Source organism: Inquilinus sp. NPDC058860 (genome assembly GCF_042743185.1).
Classification (GTDB): Bacteria; Pseudomonadota; Alphaproteobacteria; order DSM-16000; family Inquilinaceae; genus Inquilinus.
On record NZ_JBHYMS010000013.1, the window covers coordinates 121393 to 143848 of the forward strand.

Genomic DNA, 22456 nt, shown 5'->3' on the forward strand with positions numbered 1-22456 from the left:
TGTCGGTGTCAGCGGGGACCCGGCGGCGCGGCCGGGATCCCGATTCAGCCGTTGAGGGCTTCGCGCACCGGCTTGGACGGGCTGAACACCACCTTCTTCGAGGCGGCGATGGTGATCGGCGCGCCGGTGGTCGGGTTGCGGCCCTCGCGCTCCGGCCGGATCGCGACCTTGAAGCGGCCGAATCCCGAGATCGAGACCTGGTCGCCCCGCGCGGCCGATTCGGTGATCGCCTGGAAGATGCTGTTGAGGATGCGCTTGGCCTTCACGCGCGACAGCTTGTGGTCCTGGGCCAGCTGTTCGATCAGCTCCGAGGTGTTCATCGACGGTCCTCTAGATGGCAATGGGCGCGGCGCACCCGGTGGAAGGCATGGAGACAGCCCCATGCCCGTGGCGCATGCTCGGGCGAGCATGTCGGAGAAATCCGGTGGGCGGACGGGTCAGGGGAGCGGCACGGGCAGCTCGTCATCCTCGTCCTCCTCGTCCTCGATCGGCGGGTCGTCATCCGGGCCGAAATCGTCGGCCTTGAAGGCCAGGATGGTGTCGCGCACCGACTCGTAGGTGGTCAGCCGGGCGTCGGACAGGACCGCCCCGGTGTCGGCGAAGCGGCGCAGCAGGCGCGGCCGCTTGGTGGTGAAGACCAGCGTCGCCTCGCGCCGCCTGGCGTCGACCAGGCGCTCGCACCAGTCGCGGAAGCCGGGCGGCCCGCCGATCAGCGATTCGTCGGCCAGATAGATGTCGAAGGGCAGGGCGTAGGCGGTGGTGAACAGCAGGCGGCTGCGCTTGTCGCCGGTATAGGCGGAGAACGGCTTGTCGAAATCGGCGCCGATGCCGCTATGCGTCTCGACGAAGCGGATCACCTCGGACGCGTCGGCGCCGTAGATGCGGGCGGTGAACCAGACATTCTCCCGCCCGGTCATGGTGCTGACAAAGGGGCCGGCGGTGCCGACCAGGAACGACACCCGCCCCTGGCGCAGCACCCGGCCGGAATCCGGCGGGATGGAGCCTGCGATCAGGCGGATCAGGGTCGATTTGCCGGCGCCGCGCCGGCCCAGGATGCCGACGGTCTTGCCCGGCTCGAACACGGCGCTCAGCTCGTCGAGCACCAGCTTGCTGTGGCCGCTGCCATGCGACTTGTAGCGCTTGGTGACTCGGTCCAGCACGATCATTTCGCGGCCATCCGGCGGCGCCGCGACGCCCGCTCCATGATCAGGCCGAGGAAGACCGAGCCGAGCGCCCAGTACAGCAGGTAGGTCTTGTCCAGGCACAGCGTCGGATAGGTCAGGTAGAAGCCGGTGCGGAACCATTCCACGCCATGCAGCACCGGATTCCAGACCAGCCAGTCGCGGATCTGCGTCGGCATGAAGTCGGGCACGTAGAACACGGCGCTGAGGAACAGGAGCGACCGGCCGAACACGCCGTAGACCACCGACCACAGCCGGAAGAAGGATCCGATCACGCCGTTGACGATGCCGACGCCGATCGCGGTGGTCGCGATCACCAGGAAGGCGGAGATCACCTTCAGCGGCTGGATCGGCGCCGCCTCCGGCACCCCCATCACGATGTGGATGAAGCTGAACAGCAGGATCGCCACGACCGCCAGCTGCAGCGTCTCCAGGAAGGACCGGGCCAGCATCAGGTCGAGCGGCTTCACCAGCGGCACGCCCTTGGTCAGCCCGCTGCCGCGCAGCGACGTCATCGCCTTGGACGAGATGTGCAGGAAGGTGAAGTACGGGATCATGCCGGTGCCGAGGAACAGCAGCATGCTGGTGCCGAAATCCGCCTGCCGGCCGATGGCGGCGAACACCGTCATCATCATGGTGAGCTGCAGCATCGGCTCGAGCATCTCGAGCAGGTAGCTGAGGCGCGAATGCTTGGCGTGCATCCGCATCTCGCGCAGCATCAGCGACACCACGACCCGGACCTGGACCGCCAGGGCCGTGCCAAAGCGGGGCCGCGCCAGCGCGGTCATGGCGCGGCTCCGGACAGGCGGGCGATCATCGGCGTCATTCCGTCCGCCTCAGATCATGTGGTCGCGCACGGAGTGCACCGTGAGCATGGTGATGGCCCAGGCCACGAAGGCGATCAGGAACACGATCAGCACGTCCTCGACCCGCTCCGGATACAGCGCGAACTCGGCCAGCTGCGGCTCGACATAGGGCATCAGATAGGTACGGTCGGACATGGCGCTGCTGCGCACCTGGTCCAGCGCCGTCAGCATGTTCTGGTAGCTCTGCTGCGCGAACTGCAGCTCGAGCCGGATGTCCTCGTAGTCCGACAGCGTCGCGGCGTAGCCTTCCTGGGACGGGTTGGCGCCGCCCGGGGCGGTGCCGGCGCCGAGCTCGCCCTCGATCTTGTTCAGCTGGTCCCGGGTCGCGGCGATGTTGTTCTTCAAGACCTTGATGGTCGGCGCGTCCGGCGACATGTGGGTCGACAGCGAGGTCAGCTGCGCCTCCATCTGCGCCAGGTTGGTGCGCAGCTGCAGCGACAGGCCGAGGGTGGAGGACGCGCTGGTCGACAGGTCCGGCGTCTGCTGCACGTTGCGGAACTGGCGCAGCTTGGCGGTGACCTCGCGCAGCCGGTCCTCGGCATTCTTGACGTCGCGCTCGGCGAAGCGGACCGAATCCTCCCGGGCGCGCTCGGCGATGCGGTTGACCAGATCTTCGCTGGAGGCGATCAGCGCCTTGGCGACGCGCAGCGACTCCTCGGGCGTGAAGGCGCGGACCTGGACGATCGAGATGCCGGTCGACACGTCGAAGCTGGCGTCGACCCGGTTCTGCCAGTACTTCACCAGCTTCTCGATCGGCACGGTGGGGTCCAGCCGGGCTAGGTAGTCGGCATCCTTGTTGCTGTAGACCGCGCGCAGGTCGACGGTCTTCAGCAGGTCGTTCACCGCCTCGCGGCTGGTGATGTAGTCGGCGACGATGAAGTTGTCGCTGAACGCCGACAGCCGGGCCGACTGGCCCAGCGCGGCGCCGACCAGGTCGGTGGTCGCCGAGGACGCCGAGGCGTTCGAGGATTTCACCGCGAAGCGGAACTCGGAGACGTACTGGTCGGCGGCGACGTAGAGGTAGTAGGCCGCGCCCAGCGCGGTCGGCAGCACCACCATCAGCAGCAGCGACAGCCAGAACCCGGCCGACAGCCGGGCCTTGCGGCTGGGCAGCCGCAGCGTCTCGGTCGGGGTGTCGAAGCGGCGCTCGAGGGGCGTGCGCCGGGCCGTCGGCGGCGGCGCCGACCGCACTGCCGGCACGTCGCGGAAGCCGGTCACCAGCTCATCGGCCGGCCGCCGCCTGCTGGGCAGCGAGGTGATCTTGGCATCGGCCGGGGCAGTCTCGGTTTCGGCCGCCGCCGCCCCCTCATGACCGGGGCTCTCATGACCGGGCGAAGCCCCGCCGCGGCGGGCCGCCATCCTGGCCCGGGCGGCGCGCAGCTCGGCAATCGTCCGCCGCGACCCGCCCGCGTCCTGGGAGGCATCCTGGGACTCCGGGACCGAGGCCTGCTGGTCCAGCTTTTCAGAGAGGTCTTCCGAGGGGTTGTCCGGTGTCTTGCCCAAGCCATACCTCACGAGAGTCGGGGCGGCTGCGGTTCCGTTCGCTGCACCGCAGCATAGCAGAGAGGGTGCCCTGAGGAAACCTTCGAAACCACCAAACCTTTTTTCTCCGCCCTGGATTCTTCAACGAAACCTTTGGTCGGCGTCCGCCAGAACCGGCGTCCCGGCGGCCGCTTCCGGCTCCGCCACGGCCGGCATCCGCGCCCCGGCCGGCAGCAGCCGCCGGTACATCTCGGCCAGCCGGGCGCGGTAGCGGTCGGGCGAGTACAGGGCCGCCTGACGGGCGCCGCGCTGCGCCAGATCGCCGCGCAGCTCGGCATTGCCGTCGAGAGCGCGGATCGCATCGGCCAGCGCGTAGGTGTCGTAGGGGTCGACCAGCAGCGCCGCGTCGCCCGCGACCTCCGGCACGGCGCCCTCGGTCGAGGCCAGCACCGGCGTGCCCAGGCGCATCGCCTCCAGCACCGGCAGGCCGAAACCCTCGTAGAGCGACGGGAAGGTCACCGCCTTGGCGCCGCGGATCAGGCTGACCAGCAGCGGGAAGGGGGCGTAGTCGATGCGCAGCACCCGGTTGCGGGTGAAGGTCAGGGTGTCGACCTGCTCCAGGTAGCGGATGGTCGAATCGTTCAGCAGCTTCAGCTCCTGGTCGGTCTTCCAGGCCAGCTTGCCGATGATCACCAGCGGCGTCTTGATCTGGCTGGCGAGATAGCCCTCGATCAGCCGGCCGATGTTCTTCTTCGGCTCGATCGCGCCGAAATAGAGCAGGTAGCCCTTGTGGGTCAGGTTGAAGGTGCCCTCGACCTCGCGCTTGACCGCCTCTTCCGGCTTGTCGGCGTATTTCGCCGGGATGTCGACCGCCTGGTAGGTGTTGGTGATGCGCTCCTCGGGGTAGCCGAACAGGTCGACGATGTCGCGCTTCGAGGTCTCCGACACCGTGACGATGTGGTCGGCCTTCCGCAGCAGCATCCGCACCAGCCGGTGGTAGCGGCGCTTGTTGTCCAGCGTGGTGTAGGGCAGCCGCAGCGGCACCAGGTCGTGGATGGTGTAGATGTTGCGGGTGCCGGCCATGCGCAGCGGCAGCGGATAGGTCCAGTGCATCAGCTGCGGGGTGTCGCGCAGCGACACCGTCATCCGGTTGCGGTAGATGGCGAAATGCCGGTAGGCGCGGTTCCACAGGTCCGGCACCGAGCTGATGCTGTCGTAATAGGGCATCCGCGACCGATAGGTCCGGGCGATCACCTTGCCGGTGATCGGCACCGGCTTGGCCCGCACGCCCGCCGGCGAATGGATCAGCTCGTTGACGTAGCGCAGGAACTCCAGCCAGCGCGGCGGCTCGCCGACATTGGTGGGGTCGAAGAAGGCGATCTCGCGCAGCAGCTGCTGGGTGCTCGGCGCCGCCTTGCCGCCATACAGCACCTCGGTCCGGTAGCCGAGATTGTGCAGCTCGTAGCTGAGGTTGCGGGCATAGGTCGCCACCCCGGTGCCGGTTTCGAGGCCAAGATTGTAGCCGTCGATCATGATCGTTTGAGACGTCACGGCGTGGTCCTGCTGTCCTGCGACTCGAAGCGAAGGCTCCGGCACACCCCGATGGCGGTGCGCTGTATCGGAACACAGCTGCGACCGTGCCGCCATCAGAGATTTGGCATGCCCCTATAGATATAAAACCTAAAGCGGTCCACGAAAACAGGAATTTGAGGTTCGCAATCCTGGATGCCGCACTCTGCCTTGGTTTCAGGATTCGAATGTGCAAATGTGAGTGTATGTAGCGTTGGCTATCGCATTCGAAATCTGGTATGCACCCAAGCATTCGCGCCGCGGCGCACAGCAGAGAGACGACGGCTCCATGACCTGGCGACTGGCTTGGCTCGTTCCTGCCGTTCTCGCGCTCCCCGCCTGTGGCGAGCTGCCGAGCAACGGTCCCCTGGCGGGCCAGATTCTGGCGTCGGGCGAGAAGGCGTCGGCGGCGGAGGCGGCCAAGGAGGTCGACACCCGCTACGCCATCGTCGATCTCAACGAGACCACGATCTCGGCGTTCAGCCGGGCGCCGCGGCCCAGCCTGATGCAGCGCTTCGGCGACAAGGCGCCGGCGCCGTCGCAGCAGATCGGCGTCGGCGACACCGTCTCGGTGTCGATCTGGGAGGCGGGCACCGGCCTGTTCGCCGCCGGTGGCGGCGTCACCCCGACCGGCGCCGACGGGGCACACAGCGTCACTTTGCCGCCCCAGGTCGTCGACCAGCGCGGCAACATCTCCGTGCCCTATGCGGCCACGCCGATCCGCGCCGTCGGGCGGACCCCGACCCAGGTCGCCGATGCGATCGAGAAGGCGCTGACCAGCCAGGCCAGCCAGCCGCAGGTGATCGTGACGGTGCCGGAATCGAGTTCCGCCTCGGCCTCGGTTCTGGGCGACCAGACCGGCGCCGCGCGGGTGCCGCTCAACATCAGGGGCGAAAGGCTGCTCGACGTCGTCGCCCAGGGCGGCGGCATCCGGTCGCAGCCGGCCGAGACCTTCATCACCCTGACCCGGGCCGGGGTGTCGGAAACGGTCGGTCTTCCGACCCTCCTGCAGAACCCGGGCGAGAACATCTACATCCAGCCCGACGACACCATCTACGTCACCCGCCGGCCGCAGACCTACACGGCGCTCGGCGCGGTCAGCAGCTCCGGCGAGCTGCCGATCGACCAGGAGCCGTTCACCCTGGCCCAGGCGGTGGGCCGGTCCGGCGGGCTGGCGCCGAACGCCGCCGATGCCAGCGCCGTCTTCGTCTTCCGCTTCGAATCGCGGGCGGTGTTCCAGTCGATGCGGCCGACCTCGCCGCTGCTCGCCGCACGGCAGGCGGTGCCGGTGGTCTACCGGCTCAGCTTCGAGGATCCGCGCGGCTTCTTCTACGCCCAGCAATTCCCGGTGCGCCCCCGTGACATGATCTATGTCGGCACCGCGTCCTCGGTCGAGTTCCTCAAGTTCCTGTCGGTGGTGCGCGGCGCGATCTCGGTCGGCACCCCGGCGACCACGGTGGTATCGGGCGGCTGATCGCCGCCGCGGAGGAGGCGGCGCCATGCCGGTCGTGCCTGAGCTGATCGGCCTGGCCGGCGGCGCCGTCGCCTGGGAGGCGGTGGACGCCCTGGCCCGGCCACGGCGGGGAATGTTCGGCGGCAGCCGCGCCGCCATCGCCGGCCGGGCGGTCGTGTTCCTGCTGCTGCTCGGCGCCTGGCTCGGCCTGTTCGGCCGCTTCTGGTTCGCCCTCGTCGCCAGCCTGGTGACCCTCGCCATCCTGGTGGCGATCTCGAACGCCAAGCGGCGCAGCCTCTACGAGCCGCTGGTGTTCTCGGACTTCGCCTTCATCCTGCCGATGCTGCGGCATCCGAGCCTGTTCTATATCGAGCGGCGCGAAGGCCTGGTCCTGATCGGGGCCGCCGCGCTGCTGGTCGCGGTGATCGCCGCCTGGGTCGGGCTGGAGCCGCGCAGCATTCCCGTGCCGGCGCAGCTGGCGCTGCTGGCGGGCGAGGCCGTGCTGCTCGGCGTCGCGGCCTTCGTTTCCTGGCCGAAGGCGCTGACCTTTGCCGATCCCTGCGATCCGCGCGACACGGTCCGGCGTTTCGGTCTGGCCCTGTCGCTGCCGACCGCCTGGCTGCGCTGGCGGGGCGAGGGCCGCCGGCCCTTGCCCGTGCCGCCGTCGGACGATCCCCGCGAGGATGTCGACGCCGTGATCGTGGTGCAGTCCGAATCCTTCATGGATCTGCGCCGCATCGGCATCGCGACGGAGCTGCCGGAGTTCGACCGGCTCAGGTCCCGCGCCCTGGTCCATGGCCTGCTCGAGGTGCCGTGCTTCGGCGCCTACACGCTGCGGCCGGAGATCTCGGCGATCACCGGCCTCGGCGCGGAGGAGCAATCCTTCGACGGTCTCCATCCGTATCTGCGGCCGCGGCGCTTCGCCCCGGCCTCGCTGGCGGCGACGCTGCGGCGCCAGGGCTGGCGCACGGTGTTCCTGCACCCCTATGACGAGCGCTTCTTCCGCCGCAATGAGGCCATTCCGGCGCTGGGCTTCGAGCGCTTCATCGGCCAGCGCGACCTGCCGGATGCCGAACGCCGCGGCTACTACATCTCCGACGCCGCGGTCGCCGGGGTGATCGAGGACGAACTGCGGCGGGCGCGGGAAGACAGGGTCAAGCTGTTCCTGGTCTGCGTCACCATGGAGGCGCACGACCCTTTTCGCCCGGGCCGTGTGCCGGGCCGGGACGAGCCCTTGCCGCAATACCTGCACCATATCGGCCACGCCGATGCGATGCTGGCCCGGCTGACGGCGCATTTCGACGCGGCGGCGGAGCGGGTGCTGCTGGCCTTCTACGGCGACCACGCGCCGGTGCTGAAGGAGGTCGATCCGGAGCGCGAGCGGCGCACCGATTTCATGATCCTGGATTGCGGTCGCGACGCGCTTCGGCCGGCGGGCACCGCGGCGGTGCAGTGGCGGCCGGAACAGATCAACCGCTTCATCCGCTCCTGGCTCGGCGGCGATCGCGGCGTCTGAACCGGCCGTCGGCGCATGCGGCCGGGAACCTGCTTCGGGGTCCGGCCGTCATAGCAGGAGCAACGGAGTCACGGGGACAGGCCATGCTGACCCTCGATCGACGTTTCGAGTTTCGCGGCCAGGCCGTGGCCTGGGGCGCGATCGGCGACGGGCCGCCGCTCGTCCTGCTGCACGGCACGCCCTTCTCGTCCCAGGTCTGGCGCCGGATCGCGCCGCTGGCGGCGACGCGCCGGCGGGTCCATGTCTTCGACCTGCTGGGCTACGGGCAATCGGAGCAGCGCGACGGCCAGGACGTGTCCCCGGCCGTGCAGACCGTGCTGTTCGCCGCCCTGCTGCGGGAATGGGGATTGGAGCAACCGGAGGTCCTGGCCCATGATCTCGGCGGCATGACCGCGCTGCGGGCCCATTATCTCGAAGGCTGCCGCTACCGCCGCCTGACCCTGGTCGATCCGGTGGCGCTGCCGCCGTCCGGCTCGCCCTTCTTCCGCCACGTCGCGGTGCATGAGCAGGCCTTCGCCGGGCTGCCGGACTATGCCCATGACGCCCTGCTGCGGGCCTATATCCAAGGGTCGGCGCGCGATCCTCTCACCGAGGAAGCCATGGCGATCTACATGCGGCCCTGGCAGGGGGAGACGGGGCGCCCGGCCTTCTACCGGCAGATCGCGCAGATGCACGACCGCTATCTCGAGGAGATCGAGCCGTCATACGGCCCGATGGCCTGGCCGGTCGAGATCCTCTGGGGCGAGGAGGATGCCTGGATCCCGATCGTGCAGGGCGAGCGGCTGGCGGCGAAGCTGACCGACGGCGCACTGACCCGCGTGGCGGATGCCGGCCATCTCATGCAGGAGGACGCGCCGGAGGCGATCGTCGCGGCCCTGTTCCGGGGGATGTGAGCGACCGCCTCAGCAGATGCTGAATTTCCGCCGCACATCGGCGACGACGTCGTCGAAGATGTCGAAATGCCGGTCCCAGGTCGGCGCCTTGAAGCGCGCCAGCCGCGCCATCTGCGCCTGGCGGCGCGGCGAGTTCGGCTGGGCGTATTCCGTGATCATGTCCATCCAGCCGGGGCCGTCCAGCGGGTCGAGATATTCCGGGATGTTGTTGCCCAACTCATGGAACACCGGCAGGTCGGAGCAGATCACCGGCACCGAGCAGGACAGGCCCTCGACCAGCGGCAGGCCGTAGCCCTCGGCGAAGGACGGGAACAGCACGGCGCGGGCGCCGATCATCAGGCGGTGCAGCACCGCATCGGGCACGCGGCCGCATTCGATGACATGGTCCGAGATCTGCTCGCAGCGCTCGATCATGTCGATGACGTTCTCGTTCTCCCAGCCGCGGCGGCCGACGATCACCAGCTTCGGCGCGGCCGCGCCCAGCTTCTGCACCAAAGCGCGCCAGACCTGCAGCATGAACAGGTGGTTCTTGCGCGGCTCGATGGTGCCGATGATCAGGAAATAGGGCTCGCTCTCCAGGTCGTTCAGCTTCTGCGGCGCGAAGCGGCGGTCGACCCCGAGCGGCGCAACGAAGACGCCGTCCATGCCGCCGTGGTGGCGCTCGACATGCTTCAGCAGGTCGCGCTTGGTCTGCTGCGAGTTGACGATGGTGGCGGCGGCGGTGGTCGAGATCGCCTCGATCCGGGCGACGTGCCGCGCGGCGTAGCCGGGGCGGACATATTCCGGATGGTCGATCGGGATCAGGTCGTGCACCAGGTAGATCGGTGCCAGCTTGCGGCGCGACACCAGGCGCTGCAGCGTCGCCGGCTGGTGCAGCCCCTCATGCGAGACGTTGACGTAGATCGCCTGCTGCCGCCGGGCGCTGATGCTGATCATGCGCGACAGCAGCCCGCGGGCGCCGAGCAGGGCGTCCATGCCGAACTGCAGCAGGGGCGCCGACGGCCGCGGCGCCGGGGCCGTCGTGACCGCCATATGGCCGTTGCTGAACTGCTCCGCCGGCACGCCGATGAAGCGCGCGATCCGGTCCGCATCGCTGCTGCGGATGCGGTGGGCGCCGAAGCTCCAGCGCTCGAGCCGGCTGGCGATGAACTGGGCGAAGGCCGGGGTCGAAAGCTGCCAGTAGCGCGACCGCCAGCGGGCGATGAACTGGACGTCGCCGGGATAGCGTTCCAGCATGTGCCGGCCGTAGGTCAGCTCCACCCGGTCGACGCCCGTCGGCGTGGCGCTGCCGGATCGGCGCACCAGCCGGGTCGCGTCGAACAGGATCTGGTCCTGGGCCATAACGCCTGCTCCTCATCCAAGCTGTCGTCCGGCCGCCGAATCCGGCGGCGCGGCCATCAGGGGGACACATCGTCCGAATCGAAACCTGTCGGGACGTTGCGCTCCCCCTGGCCCGCCGGCATCCGGATCCTGGGATCCTCTCCGGCGGCGCGACGGTGTTACGACGACCGCCTGTGCATGAACCCGAAACCAAGTGCGAGTAAGCTATCATCAGTCTCGCGGAAACAGGAAACCTTTTTTGCATTGCAAAACAATCGACAAGATGGAGATTAAAATCTGTAAAATCCAAGCGAACCGAACCCTTGCGGTGAGGCTTCGCGCGCAGGGCCGATATCGTCGCGGCCCCGTGCCTGCGGCGGCGGAATGCGGTAACTAGGAGGCGAATCGCGTCTCCCCAGGTCCCGCAGGCGGCGTTGCCGTCCCGTCCTTGCCCATCGGAGAGATCGGAAATGAGCCTGTCCGTCGCCCAGCGTCTGCACCGGCTGGACGCTCGCATCGCCGAGATCCTGTGCTGGCGCGAGCGGGCAAGCGAGCCGATCGGGGAGTGGCGCTGCGACGGCCGCCGATTGTCGCTCGGCGATCCCTGGCCGCATCGGGAAGGCGTTCTCGCCTTCACCGCCGAGGCCGAGGTTCCGGCCGCCTGGCCGCTGGACGAGACCAGGCTTCATCTCGATGTCGGTGGCGAGAGCCTGCTCACCCTGCACGAAGACGGCGCCGGGACGACTCGTTTCGGCCTCGACGTGAATCACCGCGAATTCCCGCTGCGCGCCCGCCGGATCCGGATCGAGACCGAGAGCGTGCCGCGCCTGCCCTTCGGCCAGCCGGTGCATCACCCCCGCCTGGCCGAGGCGCGCATGGCCTGGATCGACCCGGCGGTGCATCGCCTGGCGCTGCTGCTGCGCCAGGCGTGGGAGACGGCACTGGCGCTGGCGGAGCACGAGGCTGTGCCGCATCTGCTGGCGGCGGCCGAGGCGGCGCTGCGATCGCTCGACTGGCCCTCGGCGACCGGCGCCTATCTCGCCCGCACCGCGCCGTTGCCGCAGCAGCAGGCGATCTGGCGCCTGCCGCCGCTCGACCCGCAGCCGCCGGCGCTGGGCGAGGCGGAACGGGCCTCGGCCGTCGCGGCCCATGACGGGCTGGTGGCGGCGCTTCGGGGGCTGAAGGAGCGCTTCCCGCCGCAAGGCAGGCTCGCCATCACCGGCCACGCCCATATCGACCTGGCCTGGCTGTGGCCCTATGCCGAAACCCGGCGCAAGGCGCGGCGCACCTTCCACACCGCGCTGCGGCTGATGGAGCAATTCCCCGGCTTCGTCTTCAACCAGTCGACCGCCGCCTATTACGCCCAGGTCGAAGCCGACGACCCGGATCTCTTCGCCACGATCCGCGAGCGGGCGGCCGAGGGGCGCTGGGAGACGATCGGCGGGCTGTGGGTCGAGCCCGACACCAACATGCCGACCGGCGAGAGCCTGGTGCGCCAGGCGCTGTACGGCCAACGCTATTTCGAACGCGTCTTCGGCCGCCGCCACAGCGTCTGCTGGCTGCCCGATTGCTTCGGCTTCTCGCCGGCGCTGCCGCAGATCCTGCGCCAGGGCGGCATGGACAGCTTCTTCACCATCAAGGTGAACTGGTCCGAGACCAACCGCTTCCCCTACGACCTGTTCCAATGGGAGGGGCTCGACGGCAGCCGGGTCCTGGCCCACACCTTCGACAACCCGATCCAGGGCTACAACGGCACCATCCGGGCCGATTGCGTGCTGCCGACCTGGCGCAACTTCCGGGGCAAGACGGCGCATGACGAAAGCCTGCTCGCTGTCGGCTTCGGCGACGGCGGCGGCGGGGTGACGCCGGAGATGCTGGAGCGCCAGGCCCAGCTGGCCGACTTCCCGGCGCTGCCGGAGCTGCGCCCGGCGCGGGTGGAGGCGTTCTTCGGCCGCATCCGCGAGCGCGTGGCGGTGGCGGATCTGCCGGTCTGGCTCGGCGAGATCTATCTCGAGCTGCACCGCGGCACCCTGACCAGCCAGGGTCGCACCAAGCGCCTGAACCGGCAGGCCGAGCGGGCGCTGATCACGGCGGAGGTCGCGGGCAGCCTGGCGACGCTGCTCGGCGGCCCTTCCTTCGGCAGCCTGGAGCCGGCCTGGCGCGGCCTCTTGAAGAACCAGTTCCACGACATCCTGCCCGGCTCCAGCATTCGCGAGGTCTATGAGGATGCGGAGCGCGAGCTGGCGGCGGCCCGCGACGCCGGGCTCGACCGCCAGGCCGAGGCGATGGCGGCGGTCGCCGCGGCCCTGCCGGCGGGCGGCACCACCGAGGCGCTGGTGGTGGTGAACCCCGACCTGTCGCCGCGCCCGTTGAGGCTGGAGCTCGAGGGGCGGGCCATGGCACCCGACCTCACCGTGCCGCCGCTCGGCGTGGTCGTGCTCGACCGCGCGGCGCTGGACCCGGCGCCCGGGCTGTCGGCGGGGTGGTCGGCCACCGGCAGCCATCTCGAGAACCGCTTCCTGCGGGCGGAGATCGGCACCGACGGCACCATCACCCGCCTGCTGCACAAGCCGACCGGCCGTGACGCGCTGGCCGGGCGCGGCAACCAGCTGTGGCTCTATCCGGCCGACAAGCCGCGCAGCTGGGACGCCTGGGACATCGAGGCGGACTACGACCGCCAGGGCTTCGAGCTGACCGGGCTGGAGGCGTCGGATCTGGTCGAGGACGGGCCGGACCGGGCGGCGCTGCGGCTGGTCCGCCGCTTCCGCGACTCGACCGTCACCCAGACCCTGACGCTATGGGCCAATTCTCCGCGGCTCGACATCCACACCCGGCTCGACTGGCACGACCGGCGGGTGCTGCTGCGCGCCCTGGTGCCGGTCGCGGTGCGGGCGGAGACGGCGAGCTTCGAATGCGCCTTCGGCGTGGTGCGGCGGCCGACCCACCGCAACACCCCTTGGGATCAGGCGAAGTTCGAGGTGGCGGGCCATCGCTTCGCCGACCTGTCGGAGCCGGGCTTCGGCGTCGCCCTGCTGAACGACGGCAAATACGGCCACAGCGCGTTCGGCAACATGCTGGGCCTCAGCCTGGTGCGGGCGCCGATCTATCCCGACCCTCTGGCCGACGAGGGCGTGCAGGAATTCACCTATTCGATCCTGCCGCATCGAGGCGACTGGCATGAGGGCGGGGTGCGCGAGGCGGCGGAGGACCTGAACCAGCCGCTGCTGGCGCTGCCGGCGCGCGACCTCGCGGCCGGGCTGCACACGCCGCTGATGGTCTCCGGCGTCAAGGCCGGGCTCGCCGCGCTGAAGCCGGCGGAGGAGGGGGATGGGCTGGTGCTGCGCCTTTACGAGCCGGCCGGCGCGCGCGGTCCGCTGTCGATCACGGTGCCGGAGGGCTGGCGCCTGGGCGAGGCGGTGTCGCTGCTGGAGGAACCGGCGCCGCGCGGCCGGCCGCACGACCTCGAGCCGTTTGAGCTGCGCAGCTGGCGGCTGCGGCCGGGGCGCTGAACCGAAGGGATACGGGAAAGGGCCCGGCCCGGGCCTAATGTGTGGGGAGAGGCCGAGCCGGGCATGACGCCAGCTGTTGACGGGCGGCGCCCACCGCATCCCGCCACGTCCGGCCCGGCCTGTCCACTTACGGATCGGTAAGCCTGGCCCGGCATTCGCGGGCGACGGCTCAGCGCTTCGCCTTCGGCTTCGCTCCGGCCGAACGGCGATCCTCCCCGGCGCCGGCGGTGCCGGGGTTGAAGGAGGGCGGGTCGCTCGCATCCATGCTCTCGGCCGATGCCTCGTCGATCTTCCGGTTGGCGGTTTTCCGGTCCGGTTCCGGCCGCGCCTCGGTGGGCTTGCGGCGGATCGTCATGCTGGCCTCCATGCTGTGTCGTCAACGCAACGGCAGCGGCGAGACCGGGGTTCCGTCGGCGGCGGCCTGCAAATAGGGGGGCCGGCAACCCTGGATGGGCGGGCCGCTTCGGTCCAAGCTGATTCAGGTGCCTTCCGTCGACGACGGCGCCCGGCCCGGTCCGAAGCTTCCCCACCATGCTTCGGGCCGGGCTTTCTATTTTGGGCCCTGTCTCGGTCGGACGGCCACTGGACACCGCCTCTCCGCCTTCAGCAGATTGTCTTTCCAGGGAAAGCCGCGAGATTCCGCGGTTCCAAACTCGGCAGCTGGGGACAGCTGCCGCCATTCCGCCCCTCGGCTATGGCGGAGCGGCATAGGTGCAATGCAAATAATCCTGTGGCGACGATCGGGGTGCGCTGCATGCCCGGTCGGAGAATCAAGATCCGGTTTTGAGATTAGGCCGGTACTTCAAGGGCTTGGATGACAACAGTGTTCCAACGCAATGTGGGCAGGGAACGGGAATGCTTGGGTGAATATGTCAAACGCTGCATGTGAGTGTTCCCATTTGGCGCAGCCGACAGCCCGGCGGCCGGCAGGATCAAAATCACATCTTGTCAGCCGCTATGGTCGTTGATCATGATATAGGTGAAAGTAGATAAAAAGGCTTTGTGACTGCGAGAAGCGCCCGTTTTTCAGAAATCGGCGATTCGCGCGAGTGATTTGTGCTCATTTTTGAAATATTGGGGGAGTAGATCGTGTCGAGATTGGCGATTTGCCTCGGGGCCATGAGCATTCTCGCCGCCGGGCAGGCCGTGGCGGCGACCCCGGCGACGGTGACCTACACCTATGACAGCCTGGGCCGTCTGGTGAAGGACACGCAGCCGAAGAACGAGAACACATACATCTACGACCAGGCCGGGAACCGGACCAAGGCCACGACCAAGTAGCCCATGCGGAGCGCGTTCCTGTCGGGCGCGCGGGGCTGAGCGAGTTTCGGAGGGGAGATGCGGTCGTTTCTGTTCATCGCGAGCTTCGGGCTCGCCACGGTTTTCTGCGGCCTGGCCTCGGCCCAGATGGCGCCGTCCGGCCAGGGTCTCGCGCCCGGCGGTCCGCCGCCGGCCCAGCTGGTGATGCCGGCGGTGCCGCTGGAGACCGGCACGCGCTTCCTGGCCGACCGCGTGGTGCCGCCGAGCGACGTGCCGGCGCTGACCACCGTCGCCACGCCGGCCACGAAGGCGGCTGTCGGGGCGACCGCCGCTGCTGCGGCGCCGCAGGGCCGGCCCGTGCTCGGCCATCCGCTGCCGACGGACGCGGTCTCGCCCTCAGGGTTCCCGCGGGCGGATTTCGCGATCGCGCCGAAGGGGCAGGGCGACAAGCCGGCCTCGCCGCTGGGCGCCGGCAAGATTCAGTAGATCCGACAAGAGAATTCGACCGCCGGCCCGGGCCGGCGGTGCGTCGATGCTGAGGGGAGCATGGCGATGGTGCGGCTGTTCCGGGCGGTGATCCGCCCGCTGTCCTTTGTCGTGGTTGCGTTGGCCCTTCTGGCGGCCGCCGGAGGCGGCCGTGAGGCGCAGGCGGCGGTGCCGGCCCTGAGCTGCACGCCACCGGCGGCGGAGCCCGAGATCGCGGCGCTGGCGCGGGCGCTGAACTACGATCCCTTTTCGATCTACGAATACATCTACTACAACATCGACTACTCCCCGACCTGGGGGTCGAAGAAAGGCGCGCTCGGCACCTATCTCGACCGCCGCGGCAACGGCATCGACCAGAACGTCCTGTTCGTCGCCCTGCTGCGGCAATCCTGCATCAGCGCGAACTTCCGCTTCGGCGCCGTCAGCTACGACACGGCGGCGATCGCCAATCTGTTCGGCGTCGAGAACGACGCGGGGCTGATCAACAATGTGCTCGGCGGCGGCGGCTTCACCGGATGCGTCGTACTCGCACCGCCGAACTGCGCCGCCAGCACCAGCAGCGGAACGGTCCCGACCGTTACGATCAATGCGGTGTGGACCGAATTCAAGGTCGGTACCACGACCTATGATCTCGACCCCTCCTTCAAGTCCTATGGTGACGCCCCGACGCCGATCAATCTCGGCACGGCGATGGGATATTCGCGGAGCGAGTTCCTGACCGCGGCACAGACCGGCTCCTCCACCGTCTCCGGCGCACCGAGCGGCACCAACTCGATTCGGGCTCTGAACAAGAGCCAGATGGTCGCCAAGCTCAACGGCTACGCCCAAAACCTCGCAAACTACATTAAGGCCAACAACCCGACCAACTCGGCACGGGAGCTGTTCGGCGGCGGCCGTGAGATCACCAATGCCGCCTACGGAGTGCTCTATCCCACGGGCGGCACGCTCTACACCGACCTGCCGGCTGCGTTCGAGACTGTCTACACCGTCACCATCTCGAACAATGCCGACGGGTCGAGCCCGACCGTCAGCAAGACGCTCTACGCCAGCCAGATCTCGGGCAAACGCCTGACATTGAGCTACAACGCGTCGTCGCAGCCGGCGCTGGCGCTGGACGGCGTGGTTCTCGGCACAGGCACGGCCGCGACGGGAGCCTCCCAGACTGTCTCGATGACGGTGAGCAATCCCTATCCGGCCGGGGCGAGCTACGCGACCTGGACGGTCCGGCCGCGGGTCCAGACCGGCGGAATCTTCGACATCGTGCTGGTGGCCGGCGAGATCGGCCGGGACCGGCTGACGCGGCACCAGGATGCGATCGCGCGGCTGCTCCGGACCGGCAGCGCCGGCACCTCCGGGGCGGTTGTCGGCGAGAGCCTGGCCGGGATCGGGATGGCCTATCTCAGCCAGTCGAGCCGAGTCTCCCAGATCTTCGCGAATTATTTCGGGTTCGTCGACGTGCGTCACGTGGCGATGGGCATCGCCGGCAAGACCACGAGCGGCTATGTCGATTTTCCGGCCCAGATCAACACCATGAGCCCGGCGAAGAGAGCGGTCACCGCCGCTTCCACTCTCGGGGCGCAGGTCGGCCAGAGCTTCTACAACAGTTCGCTCGAATCGACGGCCGTCAAGCAGCTTCAGGACAAGGAAGCAGTGTCGACGGTGCGGATGATGGATTATGCGAACACCGACGGCACCGGCTTCATCGAGGCGACGCCAGGGAACTGGGCATCGATCCAGCCGCTGCTGACGAACTGGAGCGCCGGCGATCTCACCGACATGGACGTGTTCCTGAAGGCGAACCCCGGCTCTCAGGTGATCCTGCCGCAGAATGGGCGGCGTACCGCCAGCGATTGGGTCTGGGCCGGAAGCGGCTATTACCAGTTTGCGACGACAGACCCGTCCAAGGTGCTGATCTCCTACAAGCTCACCGGCGGCTACAACGGTGGAATGGGCATCGTATTCGGGTATAGCGGCTCTTCGGTTGCAACCTCGAGCTACACTGCCGGGGATGGGCAGAAGCCGGCCGAGTCGCCTTCGAGTTGGGATCCGATCAATCTGCTGACCGGAGATTTCCTTTACGATCATACGGATATTGGTGTCGGCAGCGGTACTTTCCCATTTGGTCTGGCGCTGACGCGATACTACAAGTCTGGCGACGTCAACCGGCCGACGGAACTCGGAGCCGGCTGGCGGCACAACTTCATGATGTCGGCGGCCATCGACAGCGACAGCTACGAGGGTTTCGGCGACCACAACCCGTTGGCGGCGGTGCCGACGATGGCGGCGCTCTATGTCATGCAGGACCTCTCCACCGGCACCAAGCCGGTCCTGTCGAACACGATCGTCTCGTCCCTCGTCGCGAACTGGATGATGGACCGGCTGGTCGACAATGCGGTGACGCTGACGACGAGCGACGGGGCGAAGAAGTTCGTCAAGCTGCCGACGGCTTCGGGCGGGTCGACCTATGTGCCGCCGCCGGGCGATGCCTCGACCATCGTGATCAATGCCGACAAGTCGATCACCCTGACCGACAAGGGCAAAGTGGTCTACAGCTTCGACGCGGACGGCAAGATCGCGTCGTGGAAGGATCCGAACAACAACACCGTCAGCTTCGCCTACACCGGTACCGGGGCCTCGAAGCTGCTGAGCAGCGTCAGCAACGGGATGGGCCGGACGCTGAGCTTCACCTACACTTCCGGCAAGCTGACCAAGGTCAGCGACGGCACCGCCTCGGTCTCCTACGGCTATGACAGCGCGGGCAAGCTGCTGACCGGCTTCACCGACCCGATGTCGAAGGCGACCGCCTTCGCCTACGACAGCGGCGGTCGGCTGACGACGATCACCTACCCATCCTTCCCGGGCACGCCCTTCGTCACCAACACCTATGACGCGCTCGGCCGGGTCATGACCCAGCGGGACGCGTTGGACAATCTCTGGACCTATCTCTTCGCCAATGGCTTCCGCAGCCAGGAGATTGATCCCCTGGGCGGGAGCAGGGTCCTGTACTACGACCGGAACGGCAATCACATCCAGGACACCGACCAGGTCGGCGACACCACCTTCTTCGCTTATGACGGGATCGGCCGCCCGGTGAAGACGACCTATCCGCTGGGCGATTCGATGGAGCAGGCCTACGACGCCGCCTCCAACCTGGTGAAGCGGACCACGAACCCGATCCCGGGGGCGGTCGACACCGCGACCGGCCAGCCGGCGGTGCCGATTGTCGAGAGCTGGACCTATGGTCCGACCTTCAACAAGGTGCTGACGGCCAAGGACGGCCGCGGGAACACCACGACCAATCAATATGACACCAAGGGCAACCTGACCAAGGTGACGCAGCCCGCGGTGACCAAGGCGGGCACATCGGCCAGCCCAGTCACCAGCTACACCTACAACGCCCGCGGCCAGGTGCTGACGGTGACGGACCCGGAGGGCCGGGTCACCAGCAACACCTACGACACGGCGGCGCCCTTCAACCTCCTGAGCACGACGGTCGACTCCGGGACGGACCGGCTGAACCTGACCTCGAGCTGGACCTATACCGCGCAGGGGGACCGGGCGACCGAGACCAACCCGCGCGGCCTGGCGACGACCTATGCCTACAATGCGGCACGGTTGCTGCGAGAGGAGCGGCCGCCGGCGCCGTTCACCAACAGCAACGTGACCCAGTACGACTATGACGCGGACGGGCGGCGGACGGCGGTGAGGCGCTATGTGCCGGCCTCGGGCTCGGTGCCGGCCGCCTGGCGCACGACCACGACGGCGTACAACGCGGCGGGCAAGGTCAGTTCCGTCACCAACCCGGACGGGACCGTGACGACCACGGACTACAATCTGCTCGGCCGGCCGTCGACGGTGACGTCCTCGAGCGGCCGACGGGTGCTGACGAGCTACGATGCGGCGTCGCGCCCGGTGAAGGTGGTGGACCTGGTCTTCGGAACGCTGGACCCGTCGATCACGAACAACCTTGGTGCGGTGACGCGGGAGACGCGGACCTACTACGCCGGGGGCCTGCCGGCGACGGTGGCGGACGGCAACGGCAACGCGCTGACCTTCAACTACGACGGGTTCAAGCGGCAGTCGCAGATCACCTATCCGGGCGGGGCGTATGAGCTGCACGCCTTCGACGCCAACGGCAACGAGACGATCCGGCAGACGCGTTCGGGGGCGCAGATCACCTACGCCTACGACGCGCTGAACCGGGTGACGAGCAAGGCGCCGGCCGGGCAGGTGACGATCACCTATGGCTACGACCTGACCGGTCTGCTGCTGAAGGCGAGCGCGACCTCGGGCGCCTATGCCTATGGCTACGACACCGCCGGCCGGCGGGTGAGCGAGACGGCGGCGGGTCTCGGGACGGTGAGCTGGACGCTGGACGCGAACGGCAACCGGAGCTCACTGACCTGGCCGGGCACGCCGGCCTGGTCGGCGACCTATGTCTACGACGCGCGGGACCGGCTGGCGGGCGTGTACACCGGCGCGCAGAGCGCGGACACGCGGGTGGTGTACCTGACCTATGACAGCCTGTCGCAGCGGGCGCAGGCGGTCCTCGGGACCGGGACGTCGGGCAAGGCGACGACGAAATACGCCTGGACGCTGGGCGGGCAGGTGTCGCAGATCGCGCATGCCTGGTCGGGCGGCGGGGTGACGATCGACTACGGCTACAACCAGGACCACCAGCGGACCTCGGCGACATACAGCGACGACACGTTCCTACCGTCGGGACTGGCGGCGGCGAGCCCGGCCTATGCGCCGAACGCGCTGAACCAGTACGCGACGGTGGCGGGGGTGACCTACGCCTATGACGCGAACGGCAACCTGACCTCGGACGGTGTCTGGACCTACGGCTACGACAGCGAGAACCGGCTGGTCTCGGCGAAGAGGACGGCGCCTTCGGTGACGGCGACCTACACCTACGACCCGCAGGGGCGGCGGCGGTCGAAGACGGTGAACGGGGTGGTGACGCGATACCTGTCGGCGGGCGACCAGGAGATCGCGGAATACACGGGCTCCACCCCGGTGCTGGATCGGCGCTATGTCTACGGGGCGGGGCTGGACGAGCCGGTGGCGACGGTGACGGCGGCGGGGGCGGTCAGCTATCACCTAGCCGATGGCCTGGGCTCGGTGATCGCGCTGGTGACCTCGGCCGGCGTGCTGTCGGAGAAGCACGGCTACACGGCCTACGGGCTGGGCACGGCTTCGACCGGGACGGCGTTCCAGTACGCGGGCCGTCGGCTGGATCCGGAGACCGGGCTGTACCACAACCGGGCGCGGGCCTACTCGCCGGCGCTCGGGCGCTTCCTGCAGGCCGACCCGATCGGGATCCAGGGCGGGCTCAACCTCTACACCTATGTCGGCAATGATCCCGCCAACCTCGTCGATCCGAGCGGGCTGATAGCATCTACAATTCGCGATGGCATCAACCTCTCTGTGCCGGGCGCTTACTATAGCGACTTGGCCTACCAGCAGGCACAGCAGGGAAACTACGGCACTGCCGCTGCATATTGGGGGGCGTCAATTGCCGACGCCGCTATGGGGGTGGCAACCTTCGGCCAATCCACCAAAGGCGCCGCGGTTGTCAGGGCTGGTGCACAGACCGCCGAGAACGCGATGACTCGCGGAGTTGCGTCGGAGGCTCGCGTACTTCAAGATCTGGGATTGATAAAGAATACGCAGGCGGTGGTGACGGCCGAGGGGCGAGCAGTGCCCGATGCTCTGACTGCAGCTATTTCGTTAGAGATTAAGGACCGTGCGTTTGTCGCTTTCACTAGGCAGCTTCGGATCGAAACCGATGCGGCAAGGGCAGCAGGACGTGCATCGGTATTGGTCACGGGTGAGCGCACCTGCGTCAGCGGTCGATGCACCGAAGCATTTGATGATATAATCCGTCGATCTGACCTGGGGCCTCGGTGAGCCAGATATGATTGAAACAAGACTTGAGTTCCCGCCTGGGATGCTCAGCAAGCTGGTAGAAAAATTGTTGTCGCTCGCTCCTGATCTGCGTCCCTCTTTTCACAGCTTGGGAGAAGATGAGAAAGGACAGCCGATCGGTGATCCGAAGGATTTTGTGAATTCTCTGGCCGAGAAATCGCCCGCCCCTTATTTGACTAATGATTATTGCTCCTACAATATAAGCTTTGCTGCGCCTAAGCCGATAATATGCCATGGTTTTCTTGAGGTTAGTGCTACGTTAGTCAGAAGATTTATGATGGAGATGGCGGATCTGCGGCCAATATTTGGCTTTGCTTGTACGCCGGAAGAGAGATATCAAAGAAATCGCGTTATGGTCAAAATAGGCGTAAACAATATAGAGAGCTGGGTAGGGCGCGATACGCAGAAGTATGTTCCGGGGCTTTACTGGTTAACATTATTGCCAGATGCCTTGGCGGTACAGCATGATGTCCCAATTTCAGCTGTTGAGGCAGTTGCTTTGGAACACGTCGAGCTAGAGGGCGAACAGCATCTGTTCCGCTTCTACGAGAATCCTGATGATTGGGGAGCAACATCTGTCGTGGCCGACCTTTGTGCTTCGCTCGCAGGTGTCTTTGACGTCGAGAAGGTGAAGGCGAAATTACCGATCGCGAGGAATTACCTTGAAGTGAATTCGATACTGAGAGAATGGCGATAACGCTTCCGATTACATGATTTCAATGCCAGTGCATTTTTGGAAATCTTCCGCCCGAACTTGGCGGAATGCCAATGTTCTGGTGCTTGATTCGATCCGGGAGCGCGCAACGGCAACGCGCTGACCTTCAACTACGACGGGTTCAAGTGGCAGTCGCAGATCACCTATCCGGGCGGGGCGTACGAGCTGCACGCCTTCGATGCCAACGGCAACGAGACGATCCGGCAGACGCGTTCGGGGGCGCAGATCACCTACGCCTACGACGCGCTGAACCGGGTGACGAGCAAGGCGCCGGC

At 67.6% G+C, this 22456-nt stretch carries 16 protein-coding genes; 9 read left to right on the forward strand and 7 right to left on the reverse strand.

Going from position 1 to position 22456, the window contains the following annotated elements; translation table 11 throughout:
• Positions 1–44: 44 nt before the first annotated feature.
• From ACFW16_RS11680 to ACFW16_RS11700, 5 genes are all read right to left on the reverse strand, one after another.
• Positions 45–320 (reverse strand): HU family DNA-binding protein, encoded by a 276-nt coding sequence (locus ACFW16_RS11680; protein WP_380304998.1) that lies wholly within the window; start codon positions 318–320, stop codon positions 45–47.
• A 117-nt stretch (positions 321–437) separates the two neighbouring features.
• On the reverse strand, positions 438–1166 hold the full coding sequence (locus tag ACFW16_RS11685; protein ID WP_380305000.1) for an ABC transporter ATP-binding protein: 729 nt from the start codon (positions 1164–1166) through the stop codon (positions 438–440).
• Positions 1163–1969, reverse strand: coding sequence for an ABC transporter permease (locus ACFW16_RS11690; protein WP_380305002.1), 807 nt, complete (start codon positions 1967–1969; stop codon positions 1163–1165). The genes ACFW16_RS11685 and ACFW16_RS11690 overlap by 4 nt, the downstream gene beginning before the upstream one ends.
• A gap of 48 nt (positions 1970–2017) precedes the next feature.
• Positions 2018–3550 (reverse strand): hypothetical protein, encoded by a 1533-nt coding sequence (locus ACFW16_RS11695; RefSeq protein ID WP_380305004.1) that lies wholly within the window; start codon positions 3548–3550, stop codon positions 2018–2020.
• Between the two features lie 120 nt (positions 3551–3670).
• Positions 3671–5080 carry a glycosyltransferase family 4 protein gene (locus ACFW16_RS11700; protein WP_380305006.1) on the reverse strand — a complete coding sequence of 470 codons (1410 nt, stop codon included), beginning with the start codon at positions 5078–5080 and terminating at the stop codon, positions 3671–3673.
• Positions 5081–5387: 307 nt separating this feature from the next.
• On the opposite strand from ACFW16_RS11700, the gene ACFW16_RS11705 reads away from it, so the two are divergent.
• The 3 genes from ACFW16_RS11705 to ACFW16_RS11715 all read left to right on the forward strand — a co-directional run bounded on the left by ACFW16_RS11705 (position 5388) and on the right by ACFW16_RS11715 (position 8960).
• On the forward strand, positions 5388–6572 hold the full coding sequence (locus ACFW16_RS11705; protein WP_380305008.1) for a polysaccharide biosynthesis/export family protein: 1185 nt from the start codon (positions 5388–5390) through the stop codon (positions 6570–6572).
• Positions 6573–6597: 25 nt separating this feature from the next.
• Positions 6598–8067, forward strand: a complete 1470-nt coding sequence (locus ACFW16_RS11710; RefSeq protein ID WP_380305010.1) for a sulfatase-like hydrolase/transferase — start codon at positions 6598–6600, stop codon at positions 8065–8067.
• 83 nt (positions 8068–8150) lie between these two features.
• Positions 8151–8960 (forward strand): alpha/beta fold hydrolase, encoded by an 810-nt coding sequence (locus tag ACFW16_RS11715; RefSeq protein WP_380305012.1) that lies wholly within the window; start codon positions 8151–8153, stop codon positions 8958–8960.
• A 9-nt stretch (positions 8961–8969) separates the two neighbouring features.
• Here the strand turns inward: ACFW16_RS11715 and ACFW16_RS11720 are convergent, their stop codons facing one another.
• Positions 8970–10301 (reverse strand): glycosyltransferase family 4 protein, encoded by a 1332-nt coding sequence (locus ACFW16_RS11720; protein ID WP_380305015.1) that lies wholly within the window; start codon positions 10299–10301, stop codon positions 8970–8972.
• 449 nt (positions 10302–10750) lie between these two features.
• Here ACFW16_RS11720 and ACFW16_RS11725 point away from each other — a divergent pair, with 449 nt between their 5' ends.
• Entirely contained in the window at positions 10751–13789 is a 3039-nt protein-coding gene (locus ACFW16_RS11725; protein ID WP_380305017.1) for an alpha-mannosidase, read from the forward strand.
• Between the two features lie 169 nt (positions 13790–13958).
• Here ACFW16_RS11725 and ACFW16_RS11730 read toward each other — a convergent pair whose 3' ends face one another.
• The gene (locus tag ACFW16_RS11730) at positions 13959–14144 is read right to left on the reverse strand and encodes a hypothetical protein (RefSeq protein ID WP_380305019.1); all 186 of its coding nucleotides are present in this window, start codon (positions 14142–14144) and stop codon (positions 13959–13961) included.
• Positions 14145–14908: 764 nt separating this feature from the next.
• Between ACFW16_RS11730 and ACFW16_RS11735 the strand changes: the two genes are divergently transcribed.
• From ACFW16_RS11735 to ACFW16_RS11755, 5 genes are all read left to right on the forward strand, one after another.
• Positions 14909–15070 carry a hypothetical protein gene (locus ACFW16_RS11735; protein ID WP_380305020.1) on the forward strand — a complete coding sequence of 54 codons (162 nt, stop codon included), beginning with the start codon at positions 14909–14911 and terminating at the stop codon, positions 15068–15070.
• A 57-nt stretch (positions 15071–15127) separates the two neighbouring features.
• A complete protein-coding gene (locus tag ACFW16_RS11740) occupies positions 15128–15535 on the forward strand; it encodes a hypothetical protein (protein ID WP_380305022.1) in 408 nt (135 codons plus the stop codon).
• 66 nt (positions 15536–15601) lie between these two features.
• Positions 15602–21448, forward strand: coding sequence for an RHS repeat-associated core domain-containing protein (locus ACFW16_RS11745; RefSeq protein WP_380305024.1), 5847 nt, complete (start codon positions 15602–15604; stop codon positions 21446–21448).
• A 40-nt stretch (positions 21449–21488) separates the two neighbouring features.
• Entirely contained in the window at positions 21489–22163 is a 675-nt protein-coding gene (locus ACFW16_RS11750; protein ID WP_380305026.1) for a hypothetical protein, read from the forward strand.
• 216 nt (positions 22164–22379) lie between these two features.
• Positions 22380–22456 (forward strand): hypothetical protein (locus tag ACFW16_RS11755; RefSeq protein ID WP_380305032.1); only part of this gene is annotated, 77 nt, incomplete at its 3' end.

What these genes read in the sequence shown, in the direction of transcription:
- ACFW16_RS11680 (WP_380304998.1), bottom strand. Translation starts at nt 320, where the DNA reads ATGAACACCTCGGAGCTGATCGAACAGCTGGCCCAGGACCACAAGCTG.
- ACFW16_RS11720 (WP_380305015.1), bottom strand. Translation starts at nt 10,301, where the DNA reads ATGGCCCAGGACCAGATCCTGTTCGACGCGACCCGGCTGGTGCGCCGA.
- ACFW16_RS11735 (WP_380305020.1), top strand. Translation starts at nt 14,909, where the DNA reads ATGAGCATTCTCGCCGCCGGGCAGGCCGTGGCGGCGACCCCGGCGACG.
- ACFW16_RS11710 (WP_380305010.1), top strand. Translation starts at nt 6,598, where the DNA reads ATGCCGGTCGTGCCTGAGCTGATCGGCCTGGCCGGCGGCGCCGTCGCC.
- ACFW16_RS11730 (WP_380305019.1), bottom strand. Translation starts at nt 14,144, where the DNA reads ATGACGATCCGCCGCAAGCCCACCGAGGCGCGGCCGGAACCGGACCGG.
- ACFW16_RS11705 (WP_380305008.1), top strand. Translation starts at nt 5,388, where the DNA reads ATGACCTGGCGACTGGCTTGGCTCGTTCCTGCCGTTCTCGCGCTCCCC.
- ACFW16_RS11715 (WP_380305012.1), top strand. Translation starts at nt 8,151, where the DNA reads ATGCTGACCCTCGATCGACGTTTCGAGTTTCGCGGCCAGGCCGTGGCC.
- ACFW16_RS11750 (WP_380305026.1), top strand. Translation starts at nt 21,489, where the DNA reads ATGCTCAGCAAGCTGGTAGAAAAATTGTTGTCGCTCGCTCCTGATCTG.
- ACFW16_RS11740 (WP_380305022.1), top strand. Translation starts at nt 15,128, where the DNA reads ATGCGGTCGTTTCTGTTCATCGCGAGCTTCGGGCTCGCCACGGTTTTC.
- ACFW16_RS11690 (WP_380305002.1), bottom strand. Translation starts at nt 1,969, where the DNA reads ATGACCGCGCTGGCGCGGCCCCGCTTTGGCACGGCCCTGGCGGTCCAG.
- ACFW16_RS11745 (WP_380305024.1), top strand. Translation starts at nt 15,602, where the DNA reads ATGGTGCGGCTGTTCCGGGCGGTGATCCGCCCGCTGTCCTTTGTCGTG.
- ACFW16_RS11685 (WP_380305000.1), bottom strand. Translation starts at nt 1,166, where the DNA reads ATGATCGTGCTGGACCGAGTCACCAAGCGCTACAAGTCGCATGGCAGC.
- ACFW16_RS11725 (WP_380305017.1), top strand. Translation starts at nt 10,751, where the DNA reads ATGAGCCTGTCCGTCGCCCAGCGTCTGCACCGGCTGGACGCTCGCATC.